General features: G+C 67.9%; 15 protein-coding genes. 4 read left to right on the top strand and 11 right to left on the bottom strand.

All coding sequences use genetic code 11. From position 1 onward, the window contains the following. Positions 1-3 precede the first annotated feature (3 nt). Both emrC and emrR read right to left on the bottom strand, forming a co-directional pair. On the bottom strand, positions 4-1,497 hold the full coding sequence (gene emrC, locus CCR98_RS06840; RefSeq protein WP_087922012.1) for a multidrug efflux transporter outer membrane subunit EmrC: 1,494 nt from the start codon (positions 1,495-1,497) through the stop codon (positions 4-6). Beyond that, positions 1,494-1,937 carry a multidrug efflux system transcriptional regulator EmrR gene (emrR, locus tag CCR98_RS06835; RefSeq protein ID WP_032127923.1) on the bottom strand — a complete coding sequence of 148 codons (444 nt, stop codon included), beginning with the start codon at positions 1,935-1,937 and terminating at the stop codon, positions 1,494-1,496. The genes emrC and emrR overlap by 4 nt, the downstream gene beginning before the upstream one ends. 172 nt (positions 1,938-2,109) lie before the next feature. Here emrR and CCR98_RS06830 point away from each other — a divergent pair, with 172 nt between their 5' ends. Together CCR98_RS06830 and parC are read left to right on the top strand one after the other, a co-directional pair. Continuing rightward, positions 2,110-2,991, top strand: coding sequence for a helix-turn-helix transcriptional regulator (locus tag CCR98_RS06830; protein WP_198361066.1), 882 nt, complete (start codon positions 2,110-2,112; stop codon positions 2,989-2,991). A gap of 60 nt (positions 2,992-3,051) precedes the next feature. Then, entirely contained in the window at positions 3,052-5,295 is a 2,244-nt protein-coding gene (gene parC, locus CCR98_RS06825) for a DNA topoisomerase IV subunit A (protein ID WP_087922010.1), read from the top strand. A 370-nt stretch (positions 5,296-5,665) separates the two neighbouring features. Here parC and bfr read toward each other — a convergent pair whose 3' ends face one another. Beyond that, positions 5,666-6,154, bottom strand: coding sequence for a bacterioferritin (bfr, locus tag CCR98_RS06820; RefSeq protein WP_005408763.1), 489 nt, complete (start codon positions 6,152-6,154; stop codon positions 5,666-5,668). A gap of 123 nt (positions 6,155-6,277) precedes the next feature. Here bfr and CCR98_RS06815 point away from each other — a divergent pair, with 123 nt between their 5' ends. Further along, entirely contained in the window at positions 6,278-8,605 is a 2,328-nt protein-coding gene (locus tag CCR98_RS06815) for a penicillin acylase family protein (RefSeq protein WP_087922009.1), read from the top strand. Positions 8,606-8,701: 96 nt separating this feature from the next. On the opposite strand, the gene CCR98_RS06810 is transcribed toward CCR98_RS06815, so the two are convergent. Both CCR98_RS06810 and asnB read right to left on the bottom strand, forming a co-directional pair. Further along, complete coding sequence (locus tag CCR98_RS06810) at positions 8,702-10,090, bottom strand: cation:proton antiporter (protein ID WP_087922008.1); 1,389 nt, start codon at positions 10,088-10,090, stop codon at positions 8,702-8,704. A 99-nt stretch (positions 10,091-10,189) separates the two neighbouring features. Continuing rightward, positions 10,190-11,881 (bottom strand): asparagine synthase B, encoded by a 1,692-nt coding sequence (asnB, locus tag CCR98_RS06805; protein ID WP_087922007.1) that lies wholly within the window; start codon positions 11,879-11,881, stop codon positions 10,190-10,192. Between the two features lie 339 nt (positions 11,882-12,220). Between asnB and CCR98_RS06800 the strand changes: the two genes are divergently transcribed. Beyond that, positions 12,221-13,096 (top strand): SEL1-like repeat protein, encoded by an 876-nt coding sequence (locus tag CCR98_RS06800; RefSeq protein WP_087924155.1) that lies wholly within the window; start codon positions 12,221-12,223, stop codon positions 13,094-13,096. A 55-nt stretch (positions 13,097-13,151) separates the two neighbouring features. Here the strand turns inward: CCR98_RS06800 and dapE are convergent, their stop codons facing one another. From dapE to map, 6 genes are read right to left on the bottom strand one after another with little or no spacing between them, the layout of a single operon-like run. After that, positions 13,152-14,279 carry a succinyl-diaminopimelate desuccinylase gene (gene dapE / locus CCR98_RS06795; RefSeq protein WP_087922006.1) on the bottom strand — a complete coding sequence of 376 codons (1,128 nt, stop codon included), beginning with the start codon at positions 14,277-14,279 and terminating at the stop codon, positions 13,152-13,154. Then, positions 14,276-14,647, bottom strand: a complete 372-nt coding sequence (locus tag CCR98_RS06790; protein ID WP_198361065.1) for an arsenate reductase — start codon at positions 14,645-14,647, stop codon at positions 14,276-14,278. The genes dapE and CCR98_RS06790 overlap by 4 nt, the downstream gene beginning before the upstream one ends. Positions 14,648-14,678: 31 nt before the next feature. After that, positions 14,679-15,545, bottom strand: coding sequence for a hypothetical protein (locus tag CCR98_RS06785; RefSeq protein ID WP_087922005.1), 867 nt, complete (start codon positions 15,543-15,545; stop codon positions 14,679-14,681). 2 nt (positions 15,546-15,547) lie between these two features. Beyond that, entirely contained in the window at positions 15,548-16,630 is a 1,083-nt protein-coding gene (gene dapD / locus CCR98_RS06780) for a 2,3,4,5-tetrahydropyridine-2,6-dicarboxylate N-succinyltransferase (RefSeq protein WP_087922004.1), read from the bottom strand. Next, a complete protein-coding gene (locus tag CCR98_RS06775; RefSeq protein ID WP_087922003.1) occupies positions 16,630-19,257 on the bottom strand; it encodes a [protein-PII] uridylyltransferase in 2,628 nt (875 codons plus the stop codon). The genes dapD and CCR98_RS06775 overlap by 1 nt, the downstream gene beginning before the upstream one ends. Positions 19,258-19,259: 2 nt before the next feature. Further along, positions 19,260-20,102: a type I methionyl aminopeptidase gene (gene map / locus CCR98_RS06770; protein ID WP_087922002.1), complete on the bottom strand. Its 843-nt coding sequence runs from the start codon at positions 20,100-20,102 to the stop codon at positions 19,260-19,262. Between the last annotated feature and the right edge of the window lie 138 nt (positions 20,103-20,240).

Genomic DNA, 20,240 nt, shown 5'->3' with positions numbered 1-20,240 from the left:
TCTTCAGGAATGCGAGGAATCGGAATGGGAGGCGATCGGTGCGCGGTCGGCGTCAGCGGGCTGGAACCCACCGCCCAGCGCCTTGCTCAGGCGCACCGAGGTCTGCACCTGCTGCGACCGCAGGCCGGCCAGCTGCTGCTGCGATTGCAGCAGGGTGGACTGCGCGGTCAGCACGTCCAGGTAGCTGCCGATGCCGGCGCGGTAGCGCTGCTGGGCCAGGTCGAAGGCCGAGCGTGCGGTGTCCACGGCCTGCTGCTGCGCGTGCGCCTGCTGTGCCAGCGAGCGCACCGCGTTGACCTGGTCGGCGACGTCGCGCAGCGCGTCGAGCACGGTCTGGTTGTAGTTGGCCACCGCCAGGTCGTACTGCGCATCGGTGTTGGCCAGGTTGGCGCGCAGCTTGCCGCCTTCGAAGATCGGCAGGCTCAACGCCGGGCCGATGTAGGCGAAGGTGGAGCTGCTCTTCAGCAGGTCACCCACGTTCGGGGCGACCACGCCGGCCAGCGCGGTCAGGTTGAAGCTCGGGTAGAACCTGGTCCTGGCAACCTTGATCTGCTTGTCGGCCGCTTCCACGCGCCACCGCGCAGCCACGATGTCCGGACGACGGCCCAGCAGTTCGCTGGGCAGCACGCCCGGCAGCTGCAGTGCCATCGGGTTCAGCGGCTGCGGTCGCTGGATCGACAGGCCACGGTCCGGACCCTTGCCGACCAGTGCGGCCAGCGCGGTGCGGGCGGCGTCGATGCGCTGCTGTGCGGCCAATACCTGCTGCTGCGCGGCCGGCACGCGGGCCTCGGCCTGGCGCACCTGCAGATCGCTGTCGATGCCGGCGCTGCGGCGCTGGCGGGTCAGCTGCAGCGACTTCTGCGAACGGGTCAGTTCTTCCTCGGCCACGTCGTTGAGCTGCCACGCGTAAGCCAGATCGGCATAGGCCTGGGCAATGCCGGTGGACAGGTTCAGGCGTGCAGCCTGGGCTTCGACGGTGGCGGCATGCGCGCCATCCACGGCGGCTTCCCAGGCAGCGCGCTTGCCGCCCCACAGGTCCACGCCATAGCTGAAATCAAACGCGACCTGGCTGCTGCCAGCGTAATGGCCACCCATCTCGCTGCCGGCCATCGATTCGGGCAGGCGCAGGCCGGTGTAGCCACCGGACACCGACAGGCTGGGCAACTCATCGGCACGCGCGGTGCCGACCTGGGCCTGGGCCTGGCGCAGGCGCGCATCGGCGGCGTCCAGGCTCGGGTGACCGGCCAGGCCCTCGGCAACCAGCGCGTCCAGCTGCGCATCGCCCAGTGCCTTCCACCAGTCCTGCGCCGGGAAGCCGGTGGCGCTCAGATCGGTGTCGGCCAGGGTGCGTTCGCTATGCAGGCTGTCCACGTCGAGCACGTGGCCCTGCGGGTTGAGGCCACGACTGCTGGCGCAGGCGGCCAGGGCCAGGGCCAGCGCTGATACCAGCAGCGCGCGCCCGGACCGGCGGAGAGTGGATTGCGGGATCGGGTTCATGGGGTCGTCAGGGAATCGCGGATTCGAGTGAGGAGGGACAGCAGCTGCGTGCGCTCGTCGGCGGAAAGATCACGCAGGGCGTAATCCATCACCGCGTCGCCACGCAGCTTCAGCCGCGCCCACAGTGCGCGGCCTTCATCGGTCAGCACGATCTGCAGCGCACGCCGGTCCTGGGCATGCGGTTCGCGGCGGACGCAGCCCAGCGACTCCAGCTTGTCCAGCAGGCGGGTCACCGCACTGGGCACCTGGTCGATGGCCTGGGCCAGCTCGTTGGCCGTGCACGGAGCCATGTTGGAAAGCACCTTCAACCCGATGTAATGGGTGAAGCCGATACCCAGGTCTTCTTCAGCCATGGATGCGTCGAGTTGACGGACCAGGCCATCGCGCACCTGGCGCAGCAGCAGGCCGAAGCTGGGGGGAGTGGTTGCAGGACAGATCATGGGGGAGCATTCTCTTCCAAAAAAAATATTTCTCAATGGAAATATTCGATCTGGCATCGAATGCTGTGTTGCAGCAGCGGGCTGGATCAACGAAGGCGCCTACCTTAATGATCTGGTCAGGTGGCCCGGTAGTACAATTCAGCCAATGGATGACACATTTCAGCCAGCGGATATGATGAACAAGGCAGAAATCCCCCCTCCCAAGCGGTTGCTGCGCGACGACGCCCTGGATTGGTTCGAGCGCAATGACGGGCCACCGGTTGTCGCCTTCCGCTTCGACAGCCCCTTGGGCCTGGTCCGTGAAGTGGACTGGCACCACCACCAGCGCGCGCAGCTGATCTGCGTTGAACGCGGCCTGCTGACCACCCGGACCTCGCACGGCACCTGGTCACTGGCGCCGGGCTCGGCCGGCTGGATGCCGCCGCTGGAGCCGCACACGGTCACCCTCGACGGCCCGCTGCGTGGCTGGGGCATGGCGCTGGCCGCACCGTCCTGCGCCACCCTGCCCGCCGATCCCTGCGTCCTGGGCCTGTCCAAGCTGGCGCAGGCGCTGGCCGACCGCATCTGCGAATGGCCGCTGGGCTACGACACCACGCCCGAGCGGCAGCACATCATCGACGTGCTGCTGGACGAGATCCGCACCGCGCCGCGCCAGCGCATGCACCTGCCGATGCCACATGACCGGCGCCTGCTGAAGATCGCCTCGCAGCTGCTGGCCGACCCATCCGACGAGCGCAGCCTGGCCGAATGGGCGCATTGGGCCGGGCTGTCGCCGCGCAGCCTGACCCGTCACTTCCGCGATGAGACCACGCTCAGCTTCGCGCAGTGGCGGCAGCAGGCCCGCCTGTCCGAGGCCCTGCGCCAGCTGACCGACGGCCGCAGCGTGGCCGATATCGCCCATGCACTGGGTTTCAGCAGCGCCAGCGCCTTCGTTACCGTGTTCCGCCGCCACTTCGGTTTGCCGCCCGGGCGCTACCTGGCACGGGCCGGGCACGGCCTGGAAACCGGGCTGGACCCTGCTCGCGGCTTGGCATCCCCCGCCGCATCCGGATAATCACAGGATTGCGAGCGGCGACCGCCGTCGCCGCCTCCCGACAACAGGTAACAACGCCGCATGACCGAACTTGCCCGCCCCGTGTTCCACGGATTCGAACAACTGCCGCTGCGCGAGTACGCCGAACGCGCCTACCTCGATTACTCGATGTACGTAGTCCTGGACCGCGCCCTGCCGTTCATCGGCGACGGCCTGAAGCCGGTGCAGCGCCGCATCATCTATTCGATGAGCGAGCTGGGCCTGAACGCCGCGTCCAAGCCGAAGAAGTCCGCGCGCACCGTCGGTGACGTCATCGGCAAGTACCACCCGCACGGCGACAGCGCGTGCTACGAGGCGCTGGTGCTGATGGCCCAGCCGTTCTCGTACCGCTACCCGCTGATCGAGGGCCAGGGCAACTTCGGCTCCAGCGACGATCCGAAGTCGTTCGCGGCGATGCGTTACACCGAATCCAAGCTGACCCCGATCGCCGAAGTGCTGCTGGGCGAATTGGGCCAGGGCACCACCGACTGGGCACCGAACTTCGACGGCACCCTGCAGGAGCCGACCTGGATGCCGGCGCGGCTGCCGCACCTGCTGTTGAACGGCACCACCGGCATCGCCGTGGGCATGGCCACCGACGTGCCGCCGCACAATCTCAACGAGATCGTCAGCGCGCTGCTGCACCTGCTGGACAACCCCGATGCCAGCGTGCGCGACCTGTGCGAGCACGTGCAGGGCCCGGACTACCCGTCCAGCGCCGAGATCATCACCGCGGCCAACGACCTGCGGAACATCTACGAGACCGGCAACGGCAGCGTGCGTGCACGTGCGACGTTCGCCAAGGAAGCCAACAACATCGTGGTCACCGCGCTGCCGTTCCAGGTATCGCCGTCGAAGGTGATCGAGCAGATCGCCGCGCAGATGCGCGCCAAGAAGCTGCCGTGGCTGGAGGACATCCGCGATGAATCCGACCACGCCAACCCGGTGCGCGTGGTGCTGGTGCCGCGCTCCAACCGCGTCGACGCCGACCAGCTGATGGGCCACCTGTTCGCCACCACGGACATGGAGCGCAGCTACCGCGTCAACCTCAACGTGATCGGGCTGGACGGCCGTCCGCAGGTGAAGAACCTGAAGATGCTGCTCAGCGAATGGCTGACCTTCCGCAGCAACACCGTCACCCGCCGCCTGCAGCACCGCCTGCAGAAGGTCGAGCGCCGCCTGCACCTGCTGGAAGGCCTGCTGGTCGCCTTCCTCAACCTGGACGAGGTGATCCACATCATCCGTACCGAGGACGAACCGAAGGCGGCGCTGATCGCGCGCTTCGGCCTGTCCGAGGAACAGGCCGAGTACATCCTGGAAACCAAGCTGAAGCAGCTGGCCCGCCTGGAAGAGATGAAGATCCGCGGCGAGCAGGACGAGCTGGCCAAGGAACGCGAGAAGATCCTCGGCATCCTCGACAGCAAGGCCAAGCTGAAGAAGCTGATCCGCGACGAACTGACCGCCGACGCCAAGAAGTTCGGCGACGCACGCCGGTCGCCACTGGTGCAGCGCCAGGCCGCGCAGGCCATCGACGAGACCGAGCTGGTGCCGAGCGAGCCGATGACCGTGGTGCTGTCGGAGAAGGGCTGGATCCGCGCCGCCAAGGGCCACGACGTCGATGCGTCCGCCCTGTCCTACCGCGACGGCGACGCCCTGCAGGGCGCGGTACGTGCGCGCAGCACCCAGCAGGTCGCCTTCCTCGACAGCGAGGGCCGCGCCTACTCGACGCCGGTGCACACCCTGCCTTCCGCACGAGGCAACGGTGAACCGCTGACCGGCCGCTTCTCGCCGGCGCCGGGCACCAGCTTCGTGACCCTGGCCAGTGCCGAGCCGGACACCCGCTTCGTGCTGGCCTCCACCCACGGCTACGGTTTCGTCACCCGTTTCGAGAACCTGATCGGCCGCAACAAGGCCGGCAAGGCGATGCTGAACCTGTCGGCCGGCTCGTCGGTGCTCCCCCCGTCGGTGGTCGCCAACGTCGCCACCGACCGCATCGTCGCGGTGACCAGTTCGGGCAACCTGCTGGCGATCGCCGCCAACGACCTGCCGGAACTGGACAAGGGCAAGGGCAACAAGATCATCGAGATCCCGAAGGCCAAGCTCGCCACCGAACGCGTGGTCGCCATCGTGGCGATCAGCCCGGGCCAGACCCTGCAGGTCCGCGCCGGCCAGCGCACCATGGGCCTGAAGTTCAACGAGCTGGACGCCTACCTCGGCGCCCGCGCCACCCGCGGCCACCTGCTGCCGCGCGGCTGGCAGAAAGTGGAAGGCCTGTCGGTGGAATAAGGGCCAGGGCCTGCCCCTGGTGGATGTCAACCATGGTTGAGGTGGGTGTCAACCTTGGTTGAGGTGGGTGTCAACCTTGGTTGAGGTGGGTGTCAACCTTGGTTGACACGCCTTGCAGGAGATCAGACACGAAAAAGCCGGGGCATTCCCCGGCTTTTTCGTTGTCGGCTGGCGGGCGGTGGAGCAGCTGGCGGGCGAAGGCTGGCTGGCGATGCTCCGGTGCTGGCGGGCGACAGAACGCTGTGCTTCCGGTAGAGCCGACCGCTGGTCGGCTGCTCTTTGCCCCTGTCGGCTTCTTTACCGAAGAGCAGCCGACCAGCGGTCGGCTCTACCGGGTGGTCACCGGGCATGGCCCGGCGCCACCCGCGGCTCAGTGCGCCGGAGCGCCGTTGCCGTCGATCTTGCTCAACTGGTACAGCTCCAGGCCGATGCGCTTGATCAGGCCCAGCTGCTGCTCCAGCCACCAGGCGTGGTCTTCCTCGGTGTCCTTCAGCTGCGCCAGCAGGATGTCGCGGCTCACGTAGTCGCCCTTCTCCTCGCACAGCTTCATGCCGGCAGCGAGATTGTTCCGAACCGCGTATTCAGTATCGAGATCCTTCTGCAGCATCTCCTCCACGGTCTTGCCCGGCTCGGTGGCGTGCGGGCGCATGTCCGGGTCGCCGCCCAGGAACAGGATCCGGCGCAGCAGCGCATCGGCGTGCTGGGTTTCCTCTTCCATCTCGTGGTTCAGGCGTTCGTACAGCGCGAACAGGCCCTGGTCCTCGTAGCGGCGGGAATGGATGAAGTACTGGTCGCGGGCAGCAAGCTCGCCGCGCAGCAGTTCCTTCAGGCAGGCGATAACGTCCGGGTTGCCTTTCATGGGGGGCTCCTGTGAATCGATGTGACATAGGGTGCCGCATTTCAAAATACGGTGATCTAATCGGAATCAGTCGCAGTTGCGCCTGCGGCTACAATCAGCCCACGAGTTCGGAAAGGACGTGCGATGCGACGTACATGGCGTTGGGTGCTGGGCGTGTTGATCGCCATCGTGCTGGTCACCGCCCTGGTGCTGTGGCTGCTGCTGCGCGGCAGCCTGGCCGACCTGGATGGCGAGCATGCGCTGCCGGGCCTGGCCAAGCCGGTCACCATCGAGCGTGATGCGCTGGGCGTGGTCACCATTACCGCCAGCAGCCAGGCCGACGCGATGCGTGCGCTCGGCCGCGTGCATGCGCAGGAACGTTTTTTCGAGATGGACCTGATGCGCCGCAGTGCCGCTGGCGAGCTGTCGGCATTGTTCGGGCCGAAGGCCATCGACGCCGACAAGCGCATGCGCGTGCATCGCCTGCGCGCACGCACCGAAGCGCACCTGGAGGCTGCACTGGGCGACAACGGCGATGCCGTGCGTGCCTACGTGGATGGCGTCAACGAGGGCCTGGCCGATCTCTCCGTGCGCCCGTGGGCCTACCTGCTGCTGCGGCAATCGCCACAGCCCTGGCAGGCCAGCGACAGCGTGCTGGCCGGGCTGGCCATGTATGCCGACCTGCAGGATCCGGGCAACCAGACCGAGCTTGCGCTGAGCCGTATCCGCGCGGTGGTGCCGGCTGCGCTGTACGCACTGGTCGCCCACGACGGCACCGAATGGGATGCACCGCTGTTCGGCGAACCGACCGGCAACGCCACGCTCCCCGATGCCAGCCAGCTGGATCTGCGCACATTGAAGGGAAAACCGGGCACCGAGCAGGAAGAGGCCGACGCCGTCGGCAGCAACAACTTCGCGGTGGCCGGTGCGCTCACCACCGACGGCCGCGCGATCATCGCCGACGACATGCACCTGGGCCTGCGTGCACCCGGCCTGTGGTTCCGCGTGCGCCTGCGCTACCCGGACCCGCAGGCTGCCGGCGGCCAGGTCGATGTCACCGGCTTCTCGCTGCCGGGCCTGCCGGCCGTGATCGTCGGCAGCAACGGGCACGTCGCCTGGGGCTTCACCAACGGCTACATCGACACGGCGGACTACCGCACGGAACCGGCCAACGCCGCCGTGACCGTGCACGAAGAACGCATCGCCGTGGCCGGCCAGGCCGATGTGCTGTTCCCGGTACGCGAAACCGCCTGGGGGCCGATCCTGCACACGCATGCCGATGGCAGTGGCGATGCGCTGCGCTGGGTCGCCCACCTGCCCGGCGCCGTGCGCCTGGACTTCGCTGATCTGGCCCGCGCCGGTGACCTGGACGGTGCACTGCGCTTCGCCGACCGTGCCGGCATCCCCGCGCAGAACCTGGTGGTCGGCGACCGCAGCGGGCGCATCGCCTGGCGCCTGATCGGCGCCCGCCCGGACCGTGGCCCTGGCTGTGCACCGGCCGGCTTCAATGCCGCCAGCAACCAGGACTGCGCACCCTGGCCGATCCGCAGCGATGCCTCGCCGGCACTGATCGATCCTCCCAACCATCGCCTGTGGACTGCCAACGGCCGCGTCCTCGATGGCGAGGCGCTGGCTACCGTCGGCAACGGTGGCTATGACCTCGGCGCGCGTGCGCAGCAGATCCGCGACCTGCTCGCCATCCAGGACCGCTTCGACGAGCACGACCTGCTGGCGATCCAGCTCGACGACCGCGCCGTGTTCCTGCAGCGCTGGTGGGCCCTGCTGCACGACGTCATCGAACGCAGTGACGACCCTGCGCTGAAGCGTTTGAAGGAAGCGAGCCATCAATGGGGCGGCCGGGCTTCGGCCAGTTCGGTGAGCTACCGGGTGGTGCGTGCGTTCCGCACGCAGGTCATGGCCACGCTGTCCGATGCACTGCTGGCCCCGGCCAACGCACAGCTGGGCGATGACTACCTGGATCCGCGGCTGGCGCAGCTGGAAGGCGTGGCCTGGCCGATGCTGCAACAGCGTCCGGCCAACCTGCTGCCACCGGCCTTCGACAGCTGGGATGCGTTGCTGATCGACGCGGCACGCCGTACCGAGAGTGAACTGGCCAAACAGGGGCCGCTGGCCCAGCGCAGCTGGGGCGAACGCAATACCGCGGCGATCTGCCACCCCATCGCGCGGGCGTTGCCGGACATCGCCAAGCGCTGGCTGTGCATGCCGGCCGACCACCTGCCCGGCGACCGGGACATGCCGCGCGTGCAGACGCCGAACTTCGGCGCCTCCGAGCGCATGGTGGTCTCGCCCGGCCACGAGGCCGACGGCATCGTGCACATGCCCGGCGGCCAGAGCGGCCATCCGCTGTCACCGTACTGGGGCGCCGGCCACGAGGACTGGGTGCATGGGCGGCCGACGCCGTTCCTGCCCGGCAAGGCGCAGCATGTCATGACGCTGGTTCCGGCGCGGTAGCGGTAGCGCGGTAGTGCCGGTCGCTGGCCGGCAACCTCATGATGCTGGACACACCTGCATGGATGCCGGCCAGCGGCCAGCACTACCGTGCAGCGCTCAGCCCCTGCGCCGCTCGATCAGGTGCAGCAGCGGCCCCGTCATCGCCGTGGTCACCAACGCCATGATCACCAGCACCGCGAACAGGCGGTCGCCGAGCAGGCCCAGCTCGTAACCCAGGTTGAGCACGATCAGCTCCATCAGGCCCCGGGTGTTCATCAGCGCACCCAGCCGCCACGCTTCGCGCGTGGGCATGCCGGCACTGCGCGCGGCACTGAAGGTGCCAAGCAGCTTGCCCGTCGTGGCCACCGCGATCACCACCACGCACAACACGATGTCGCTGGCCTGCAGCGCATCGGCGCGCATGCGCAGCCCGGTCATGGCGAAGAACAACGGCAGCAGCAGGGTGACCGCGAACGGCTCGACACGGGCCATCAGCAGGTCACGCAGCTGCGCATTGGACGATACCGCGACGCCCGCAGCGAACGCGCCGAACAGCGCGTGGATGCCCAGCATCTCGGTGACCAGCGCACTGCCCAGCGACAGCAGCAGGATGCCAAGCAGCCAGCGCCCCTCACGGCCCGGCGCAATCTGCTGGCGCGCGAACCACGGCTTCACCAACCCCAGCATCAACGCCACGAACGCGACCACGCACAACAGGTTGAGGCTGGCCGGCAACCAGCCGCTGGCCTGGGCGGCGGCCACGATCAGCGCCAGCAGGCACCACGCGGTGGCATCGCCCAAGGCGGCGCAGGCGATCGCGGTCTGCCCCAGTGGCGTCTGTGTGATCCCGCGATCGGCCAGGATGCGCAGCAGCACGGGGAAGGCCGTGATGCTCATCGAAATACCGACGAAAAGTGCGAAGGCGGTGAAGCCCACACCCTGTGGGCCGTGTTGCGGATACAGCCAGATCGCCAACGCGACGCCGAGCACGAACGGCACGGCAATGCCGGCATGGCTGACCGTGAAGGCGAAACGCCGGCGGCCACGCAGCGCCGCCAGGTCCAGCTCGGCACCGGCCACCAGCAGGAACATCAGCACGCCCAGCTGGCTGAGCATGCCCAGCGGCCCCAGCGAGCTGGCTGGGAACAGCGCACCATGCAGCTGCGGCAGCAGGCTGCCGAGCACCAGCGGCCCCATCATCAGGCCGGCGGCCATTTCGCCGATCACCGCCGGCTGTCCAAAGCGCTTGAGCAGCGCCCCTGCGCCCTTGGCCACCAGCAGCAGTACCAGCAGCTGCAGCAGGAACAGGCCCAGCGGAGACGCCAGGTGCTGCACCCAGCTGCCTTCAGCGGCAGCGGTGGCACGGGCAACCGCCTCGGGCGCCGCCGGCCCGGCATACCGCGCCAGCAGCACGCCGGCCAGCAGCGGCACCCCGGCCCAGGCCAGGTAGCGCCAGCCCCACTTGATCGGCGGCGCCCGGCCCCCGGTCTGTACGTCCATGAACATTCCCCAATGTGCAGGGGGCGATGATACAAAAAGGGGACGGAGGGGATTAAGGCGTTTGTGGCACAGACGACTTGATCCCCTCCGTCCCCTTTTTGGGGCTTAGGCCAGGGCCTGCGCGTGCACGCCGGCGATCGCGCGACCCGACGGATCTGCGGCCGCGGCGAAGCTGGCGTCCCAGGCAATGGCCGCCGGCGACGAGCAGGCGATCGACTTGCCACCCGGCACGGTCTCGGCCGCCGCACGGCTGGGGAAGAACTGCTCGAACAGGTGGCGGTAGTAGTACGCCTCCTTGGTCTGCGGCGGGTTGTGCGGGAAGCGCTTGTCGGCCGCTACCAGTACGCGGTCGCTCACCTGTGCTTCGGCATGCGCCTTCAGCCCATCGATCCAGCCGTAGCCAACGCCATCACTGAACTGTTCCTTCTGCCGCCACAGGATGCTGTCCGGCAGATAGCCGTCGAATGCCTCGCGCAGCACCGCCTTCTCGATGCGACGGCCACCAAAGCCGGCACCGACCATCTTGTGCGCGGCATCGAAGCGCATCGCCACATCGAGGAACTCACGGTCGAGGAACGGCACGCGCGGCTCCACGCCCCAGGCCATCATCGACTTGTTGGCGCGCAGGCAGTCGTAGTTGTGCAAGGCATCGAGCTTGCGTACCAGCTCGTCGTGGAATTCACGCGCATCCGGTGCCTTGTGGAAGTACAGGTAGCCACCGAAGATCTCGTCGCTGCCCTCGCCGGAGAGCACCATCTTCACCCCCATCGCCTTGATCCGCCGCGCCAGCAGGAACATCGGCGTCGATGCGCGGATGGTGGTGACGTCGTAGGTCTCGATGTGGCGGATCACTTCCGGCAGCGCATCGAGGCCTTCCTCGAAGGTGTACTCGAAACCGTGATGTACGGTGCCCAGCGCTTCGGCGGCGATCGCAGCGGCGGCCAGATCGGGCGAGCCCTTCAAGCCGATCGCAAACGAGTGCAGGCGCGGCCACCAGGCTTCGGTCTGCCCCCCATCCTCGATGCGGCGACGTGCATAGCGTGCGGCCACCGCCGCCACCAGTGACGAGTCCAGGCCACCGGACAACAGCACGCCGTACGGCACATCGCTCATCAGCTGGCGTTCCACCGCATGCTCGAAGGCCTGGCGCAGCTCGGCCAGATCCGCCTGGCGGCCCTGCACGTCGGCATAGTCGCGCCACGGTTGCTGGTAATAACGCACGAGCTCACCGCTGGCGCTGTCGAAGTAGTGACCCGGCGGGAACTGCGCGACATCGGCACAGGTATCGACCAGTGCCTTCATTTCCGAGGCGACGCGCAGGCGTCCTTGGGCATCGTGGCCCCAGTAAAGCGGCACCACGCCGACCGGGTCACGCGCCACCAGCACGCGGCCGCTGTCGCGGTCCCACAGCGCGAAGGCGAAGATGCCGTTGAGCTGCTCCAGCCACTGCGCCGGCGAAGCGCCTTGGCGGTACAGCGCGTTGATCACCTCGCAGTCCGAGCCGGTCTGGAAGTCGTAGGCGGTGGTCAGCGCCGCCTTCAAGGCCTGGTGGTTGTAGATCTCGCCGTTCACCGCCAGCGCCAGCTGGCCATCGGCCGACAGCAGCGGCTGCGAACCACCGGCCGGGTCGACGATGGCCAACCGCTCGTGGACCAGCAGCGCACCTTCGTCGAGGTATACGCCGCTCCAGTCCGGGCCACGGTGGCGCTGGCGCTGCGACAGTTCCAGCGCATGGCGGCGCAGGGCGGGAAGATCGTCACCGGCCTGCAGGCCGAAGATTCCGAAGATCGAACACATGGGAGAGCTCCTGTTGGGGAATTTCACGGGCGGGAAGGTGTTCGACCGGCCATCCAGGCCCGGGTGGGGCTGCGCCCGGGCACAAAAAAACCCGCATCGACTGATGCGGGTTTTCTGGTGTCCGGGCGTGTGTTGCTGTCTATCTACCCAGGGCGCAGTCCCGCATCGGCCGCGCACGATTATTCGCGCGCAGATTATTGCGGTTGTTGTTATTGACGGCGGTGGCCAGGCGGATCGACATGGCATCGACCCTACCCCGGTTTCCGGCACGGCGCAACCGTTGCGTTGGCAACCACTCCCCGGCGCGCATAATGGCCCGCCGTGAAACGTGTAATGGAAATGCAACACCGCACTGGACGCTACGCGGCGCTGGCCGCCCTGCTCTGCCTGGGCCTGACCGCCTGCCAGACCCTGCCCCCGCCTTCTACGCTGCCGCAGTCCCAGCAGCAGGCATTGGAACAGCGCGGATCCGACGGCAGCTTCGAGGGTGCCTTTGATACCGCGCAGACCTTCGAGCGCTTCAACGATCCGCGCGCCATCGCCTACTACGAGCGTGCCGCAGCGGCCACACCCTGGACCTTCCATAACACCAGGGCGGAACAAGCACTGGGCCGGATCTGGATCTCCGGCACGTTGCGCCATGCCGACAGCCCCCACATCAACCCGGCTCCGGTGCTGCGCACGTCCTGGCGACGTGGCGAACGCTGGTCCCTGGCTGCCGCCAACCACGGCAATCCGTATGCGTTCCATGACCTGGCCGAGGCTTATCGCGAGCGCGGCGATGCCCGGCGAGCGCTGCGCTGGGAGCTGCGCGGGATGGTCTACCAGCGCTATGCGTCGTCGTCGGGACTGCCCGGCGCGATAGCGGCCACAGGCGATGCCGTGCATCCGCTGGTGGCGAGGATCCAACGCCGCGCCGCTGCAGGCGACGCCGACGCACAGGTCGATCTGGGCGCGCTGCTGGAAAAAGGCGTAGGCCTGCCGCGCGATCCCGCGCGCGCGCTGCAGTTGTACCAGCGCGCCGGCGAGCAGGGCAATGTGTTCGGCCAATACTTCGCCGGACTGCTGCTGGGCCGCAGTGCGCCGGGCGTGGACAAGGACACCGGCGCAGCGGCGCACTGGTTCGCCAGGGCCGAAGCGCAGCACTTCTACATGGCGGCGCCGAGTTACTGGAAAAAAGCGGTCGAGCCGCCATTCTTCATTTTTTCGGAATAGAGCCGAGCCCGGCAGGATGCGTGCCGACCAACGGTCGGCACCCACCGTCGCAGGTTCACACCAGCAGCCGTTCCACCAGGCGCTGGTACAGCCCCGGCAATGCCTCCAGATCGTCCACGCGCACGTTCTCGTCCACCTGGTGGATGCTGGCGTTGACCGGCCCCACTTCGATGCACTGCGCGCCCAATGGCGCGATGAAGCGGGCATCGGACGTACCGCCACCGGTGCTTTCCTCCGGTGCACGGCCGATGTGCTCGGCCAGCACCGCACGCGCGGTGGCGCGCAGCGTGCCTTCCGGGGTGTAGAACGGCTCGCCGCTGCGATGCCACTTCAACGTGTACTGCAGGCCATGCCGATCCAGCAGCGCGGTGATCTCCGCTTCCAGCTTCGGTGCATCCCAGTGCGGGTTGTAGCGGATGTTGAAATCCACCTCCAGCTCGCCGGGAATCACATTGTTGGCGCCGGTGCCGGCATGGATGTTGGAGATCTGCAGGCTGGTCGGCGGGAAACTCTCGTAGCCGTCGTCCCAGCGTCGTGCACTCAGCTCGGCCAGGGCCGGCGCCGCCTGGTGGATCGGGTTGCGCGCCTTCTCCGGATACGCCACATGACCCTGCACGCCCTGTACGCGCAGCTTGGCCGACAGGCTGCCACGACGACCCACGCGCAGCAGGTCACCCAGCGTCGCGGTCGACGACGGCTCGCCGGTGATGCACCAGTCGATGCGCTGGCCGCGCTCGGCGAACAGCCGTGCAACGTGGCGCACGCCATCGATGGCATCGCCCTCCTCGTCGCTGGTCAGCAGCACCGCCAGTGTGCCGGGATGATCGGGATGCGCGGCGACGAACTGCTCGGCGGCCACCACGAACGCCGCCACGCTGCCCTTCATGTCGGCGGTGCCACGACCATACAGCACGCCATCACGGATCTGCGGCGTGAACGGGTCGCTGGCCCAGGCCTCGCGCGGGCCCGTCGGCACCACGTCGGTGTGGCCCAGCAGCACCAGCACCGGCGCGCCCTGGCCATGGGTCGCCCACAGGTTGTCGACCTGGCCCAGCCGCAGGTGATCGCACTGGAACCCGGCCTGCTTCAGGCGTGCCGCCAGCAACGCCTGGCAACCGGCATCCTCCGGCGTCACCGAGGGCCGCGCGATCAGCTCGCAGGTCAGGTCGAGGACCGCGCTCATGCGTCACCCACGCCGAAGCGGGCCTTGAAGCCGTTGTCACTGAAGCCCTGGCTGACCGTGCCATCGGCAGTAATCACCAGCGGGCGCTTGATCAGCTGCGGGTACTCGCGCAGCAACAGCTTCCATTCGGCCTCGGAGTCGGCGGCCTTGCGGTTGTCCGGCAGCTGCCGCCAGGTGGTGGAGGACTTGTTGACCATCGCGGCCAGGCCACCCAGCTGTGCCGCCCATGCCAGCAGCGTTTCCGGGCTGGGCTTGTTGTCGCGGTAGTCGACGAAGGTGTACGGCACGCCGAAGCGGTCCAGCCACTTGGTCGCCTTCTTGCAGGTATCGCAGTTCTTCAAACCGTAGACAGTGGTGCTCATGGCCATCTGTGATGCTGGAAAACAGAGGGCCAGAATCTCACAACAGGCGCTCGGACACGACCCGGAACGGTACCCTTGGCAGCCGGAAGGCCAGCCCCTCGTGCAGCGCCACGCCCATCGCCTGCAGGCGCGGGCACTGCTGTTCGCCTTCCAGCTGCAACGGTTGCAGCTGCGCGATGTCCACCGGCAGCGCGATGCGTGTGCTGGCCCAGCGCTGGTCGCAGGTACGGGCGATGGCCTCGTCCTGGCAGGTCAGGAAACGCAGCAGGGCCCGATGGCCGCCGAAGGCCGCCGCCCACCCGGCATCGTCCCAGCCCGCAGCGGCCTGCCACTGGAGGTGCAGCGCCGGGGCACTGCCCTGCCCGCCCTCGATCCGCGTGTGGCCACTGCCTTCGGCATCCAGCGCATGCGTGAAGCGCACCGACAGATGCGGCTGCATGGCATCGCTGAAAGCGCGCGCGCCGGCGACGAAGGCCAGCTGGTCCATCACGTTGCGATCAAACAGCACCACCGGCGTCCCGTCCGGAGCGTCGTCGCGACGCAGGTACCAGCGCCAGTTGCTCTGCCTGGGAGACGGCATCAGCGAGCGCAGCGGCCCGGCCAGCGCGGGTCCGAAGTGCCCGTGCCGATAGCTGAGGATGGTGTAAGGCGTGCGTCCGGCATGGACCACGTAATGATGGCCTGGTGGTGGCATTGGCGCGTGGCGCACGTCGACCCACCAGCTCACGTAGACCACGTCGCGCACATCGCTGACCAGCGCCGGCATCGGCCAGCGCCGCGACAGCGCGCGGCGCAGCCGGGTCCAGCGCGGGGCATGCAGCAGGCGCGGCAGCATCCGCCCGAACAGGGTGTCGGACGGATGCTGGTAGATCGCGGACTGCGCCAGATCCTCCGGCGCCGTCATCCTCAGTCGGCCAGGCCGCGCAGCAGGTCGTTGACGCTGGTCTTGCTGCGGGTCTTGGCATCAACCTGCTTGACGATCACCGCGCAGTACAGCGAATGGGTACCGTCCTTGCTCGGCAGCGAGCCGGACACCACCACGCTGTACGGCGGGATGTAGCCGTAGGTGATCTCGCCGGTGGCACGGTTGTAGATGCGGGTGCTCTGGCTGAGGAACACGCCCATGCCGATCACGCTGTGGTGACCGACGACCACGCCTTCCACCACTTCGGAGCGCGCACCGATGAAGCAGTGGTCCTCGATGATGGTCGGGCTGGCCTGCAGTGGTTCCAGCACGCCGCCGATGCCGGCGCCGCCGGACAGGTGGCAGTGCTGGCCGATCTGCGCGCAGGAACCAACGGTGGCCCAGGTGTCGACCATGGTGCCTTCGCCGACATAGGCGCCGATGTTGGTGAAGCTCGGCATCAGCACCACATCCTTGCCGAAGTAGGTGCCGCGGCGGGCGATCGCACCCGGCACCACGCGCACGCCACCACGGCGGAACTTCGCTTCGTCATAGCCGGCGAAGCGCGATTCGACCTTGTCCCAGAACGGTGCCGGACGGGCGTCGACCACCGCCATGTCGTTGACGCGGAAATACAGCAGCACGGCCTTCTTCAGCCACTCGTTGACCTTCCAGCCGCCCTGGCCATCCGGCTCGGCAACGCGGAACTCACCGCTCTCCAGGCCGTCGATCACGCGATTGACCAGCGGCTTGGTCGAGCCTTCCAGTTCGTGCAGGGTCAAGGTGGCACGGCGCTCGAAGGCGCTTTCGATGCCGAACTTCAGCTCTTCCACGCCCGGGGCCGACGGCTTGCGCAGCGACTTGCGGGCGATGGTTTCGGCGCGGACGGCTTCGGCGCTCTTGGCCGGGGCCTTCTTCACCGCAGCCGCTTTCTTCACCGCCGCCGTTTTCTTTGCCGGGGCCTTTACTGCAGCAGCCTTCTTCGGCGCAGGGGTCTTCTTCGCGGCCGGTGCGGCGGCAGCAGGTTTCCGGGCCGCTGCGCTCTTGGGGGTCGCGGCGGTCTTCTTGGCGGGCTTGGTGGCCATCAGGCGGGGTCTCCGGCGTTTCGATCAGGGTCCAGGCAGGCGAGCATCGCGTCATGCAGCTGCTGCCGGGCGGGTTCAGTCAGGGGGAGGTCGTGTTCGTCACTGATCACGAATGTGTCTTCGGCGCGTTCGCCGAACGTGGCAATGCGCGCATCATGCACGCGCAGACCCTGGTTGCGCAGCACGAACGCCACGTCGGCCAGCAGGCCGGGACGGTCGGGGGCGACCAGGGCAAAACGGGTTGCGCCCGGTTCATCGCGGAACTCGATGCGCGGGGCGAAGCGGAAGTGCCGCAGCTGCCGCGGCACCACCCGGCGCGATGGCCGCAGGCGCGACAGGTCACCACTGAGTGCCTCGCGCAGCGCCGCTTCCAGGTTGGCACTGCTGCCATCGGCAAAGGTATCGGCCGGGCTCACTTCAAAGGTATCGAAGATGGTATCGGCCGGACCGTCCAGCACGCGTGCGCGGTGGATGCCGTAGCCCTTGCGGTCCAGGGTCATCACGATCGCGGCGAACAGGCCGTCGCGGTCCGGCGAATGCACGAACACTTCCAGCGCCGGGTCGTCGACGCTGATCCGGCGTACCTTCACCAGCGCCTGGCCCTGCTTCACCGGCACCAGCGCGGCAGCCTGCCAGGCCAGCTGCTCCGGGCGCAGGCGGATGAAGCCTTCGTCGGGCATCACCGCGAACTGGCGGTCGATGGTGGCATCGTCGTAGCCCTGCTCGCGCACCAGTGCGCGCACGCTGTCACGTGCCTCGGCCACGCGCTCGGCGGCCGGCACCGGGTGCTCCAGCCCCTCGCGTAGTGCGCGCCGGGTAGCGAAGTACAGGTCGGCCAGCAGGCGGTCCTTCCAGGCATTCCACAGTTTCGGGCTGGTGCCTGCGATGTCGGCACAGGTCAGCAGGTACAGGTAGTCCAGGCGGTCGCGGCTGCCGACCAGGGTGGCGAAGCGATGGATCACCTCCGGGTCGGCGATGTCCTGCTTCTGCGCGGTCACCGACATGCGCAGGTGCTGTTCGACCAGCCACGCCACCAGTTCGGTATCGGACGTGCTCAGCGCATGCGCCTGGCAGAACGCGCGCGCGTCCACCGCGCCCAGCTCCGAATGGTCGCCGCCACGGCCCTTTGCGATGTCATGGAACAGGCCGGCCAGCAGCAGCAGTTCCGGCTTGCGCAGGCGCGGCCACACTTCGTGCGCGATCGAGAAGCGCTCGTCGGCACGGCTGCTGGCGAACTGGCCGATATTGCGCAGGACCATCAGCGTGTGCTGGTCCACGGTGTAGACATGGAACAGGTCGAACTGCATGCGCCCGCTGACCTGGGCGAACGCGGGAATCCACTGGCCAAGCACGCCCAGCCGCGCCATGCGCGAAAGCGTATCGACCGGACGCTGGCCGCGCAGCAAGGCCAGGAACTGCTCGCGTGCATCGGTGTCGGCCTGGTCATAGGCCGGCAGCAGCGGCAGCGACTCGGCCAGCGCGCGCGCGGTCAGCGAGTGCAGCCCGCGCACCTGCGGGTTGTTGGCCCAGCTGGAAAACAGTGCGAACACCTGGCCGATGTCGCCGCGCGGCCAGTCGGCCTCGTTGGCGGCCAGGTAGCCACGGCGCAGGGAAAAACCCACGGTCAGCGGTTCCGGCTGGGCCTCGCCATCGAACTGTTCCTCGAAGCGCTGCAGCAGGCGGTCGCTGATCCGTCGCACCACCAGCGCGGCGCGGTAGAAGCCCTGCATCATTTTCTCGACACCGAGATTCTCGGCATCGTCTTCGAAGCCCAGGCGCGCGGCCAGGGTCTTCTGGTAATCGAAGCGCAGGCGCTCTTCCGGGCGGCGTGCCACCAGGTGCAGGCCAAAGCGCAGGCGTGCCAGCACCGCGCGCTCGCGCTTCAGTGCAGCCGCTTCGTCGGCCCCCAGGTGACCCAACCCGACCAGCGCTTCCAGATCGCGCACGCCGAACGCACGCAGCGCCATCCATCCCAGCGTGTTGAGGTCGCGCAGTCCGCCGGGGCCATCCTTCAGGTCCGGCTCCAGGTTGTCGGCGGTATCGCCGAAGCGCTGGTGACGGTTGCGCAGCTCTTCCAGCTTGGCCAGGAAAAAGCTGCGTGCCGGCCACAGCTCGCGGTCGTCGATGGCCTCGCGCAGCGCGCGGCGCGCCACATCATCGGCCAGGATCGGACGCGCCTCGATCAGCGCGGTCAGCACGGTCTGGTCAGCTGCCGCCTCGCGGCACTGCGATGCCGAACGCACCGCATGGCTGACCGCCAGCCCGCAATCCCACAACAGCGCGAACAGGCGCGCCAGCGCGGCCTCGTGGGCCAGCTGCGCCGCCGGTTCTCCGAACACCAGCAGGTCGATGTCCGAACGCGGGAACAGTTCACCGCGGCCATAGCCACCGACCGCGAACAGCGACAGGCCGCTGTCGGCCGGCAGGCAGCGCTGCCAGGCCAGGCGGATCAGATGGTCGGCAGCGCGCGCCCGCAGCGCCAGCAGGCGCTCGATGTTGTCGCCCTGGTCGAAGCGGCGGTACAGGCGCGCGTCGGCCTGCTGCAGCGCCTGGCGCGCGGCAGCAGCCCAATCCGGGTCGTTGAGCGACGCAGCCGGCGTGTCCAGCAGCGAACTCGCCGGCAGCATCTTCAGGAGACCTGCGACTCGCCCGGCGACAGGGTCAGCACGTCCACGCCGGTCTCGGTGACCGCGATCATGTGCTCCCACTGCGCCGACAGCTTGCGGTCCTTGGTCACCACGGTCCAGCCATCCGGCAGCACCTTGTTGTAGCGGGTGCCCTCGTTGATCATCGGTTCGATGGTGAAGGTCATGCCCGGCTGCAGCACCAGGCCCTGGCCCGGACGACCGTAATGCACCACCTGCGGCTCGTCGTGGTAGACCTTGCCGATGCCGTGGCCGCAGTACTCGCGCACCACGCTGAAACGCTCGCCTTCGGCATAGCTCTGGATGGCATGGCCGATGTCGCCCAGGGTGGCGCCCGGACGCACCGCGCGGATGCCACGCCACATGGCTTCGTAAGTGGTTTCCACCAGGCGGCGGGCCATCACCGACGGGGTGCCGACGAAGTACATGCGGCTGGTGTCGCCGTGCCAGCCGTCCTTGATGACGGTGACGTCGATATTGATGATGTCGCCATCCTTGAGCACCTTCCCTTCACTGGGGATGCCGTGGCAGATGACATTGTTGACCGAGGTGCACACGGTCTTGGGGAAGCCGCGGTAGCCGACGTTGGCCGGAATGGCGCCCTGCACGTTCACGATGTGGTCGTGGCAGATGCGGTCCAGTTCCTCGGTGGTGACACCGGGCTTGACGTGGGGGGTGACGATGTCGAGCACTTCGCTGGCCAGACGGCCGGCAATGCGCATCATCTCGATTTCCTGCGGGGTTTTCAGATTCACGCTCATGGCACCCATTATCGCCGATCCGGCCGCAATCTGAACGAACGCCACCCAACTGGCGTTCCGAGCCATGCACGCTTCCGGCAAGGAAAGTGAAAGCGTGATGGCCTCCGCTCTTTCGCCCGCCTATTTATCACGGATTACAGACACTTACGCCTCCTAAGCTAGACCCACTGTCGTCCAAGCGGCGCCGAACGTGCCGTCTTCGCC

The sequence above is a fragment of the Stenotrophomonas sp. WZN-1 genome, from assembly GCF_002192255.1.
In the GTDB taxonomy this organism is placed as follows: Bacteria; Pseudomonadota; Gammaproteobacteria; order Xanthomonadales; family Xanthomonadaceae; genus Stenotrophomonas.
Note: the sequence above shows the minus strand (reverse complement) of the source record. Positions and strands in the feature narration are given on the sequence as shown.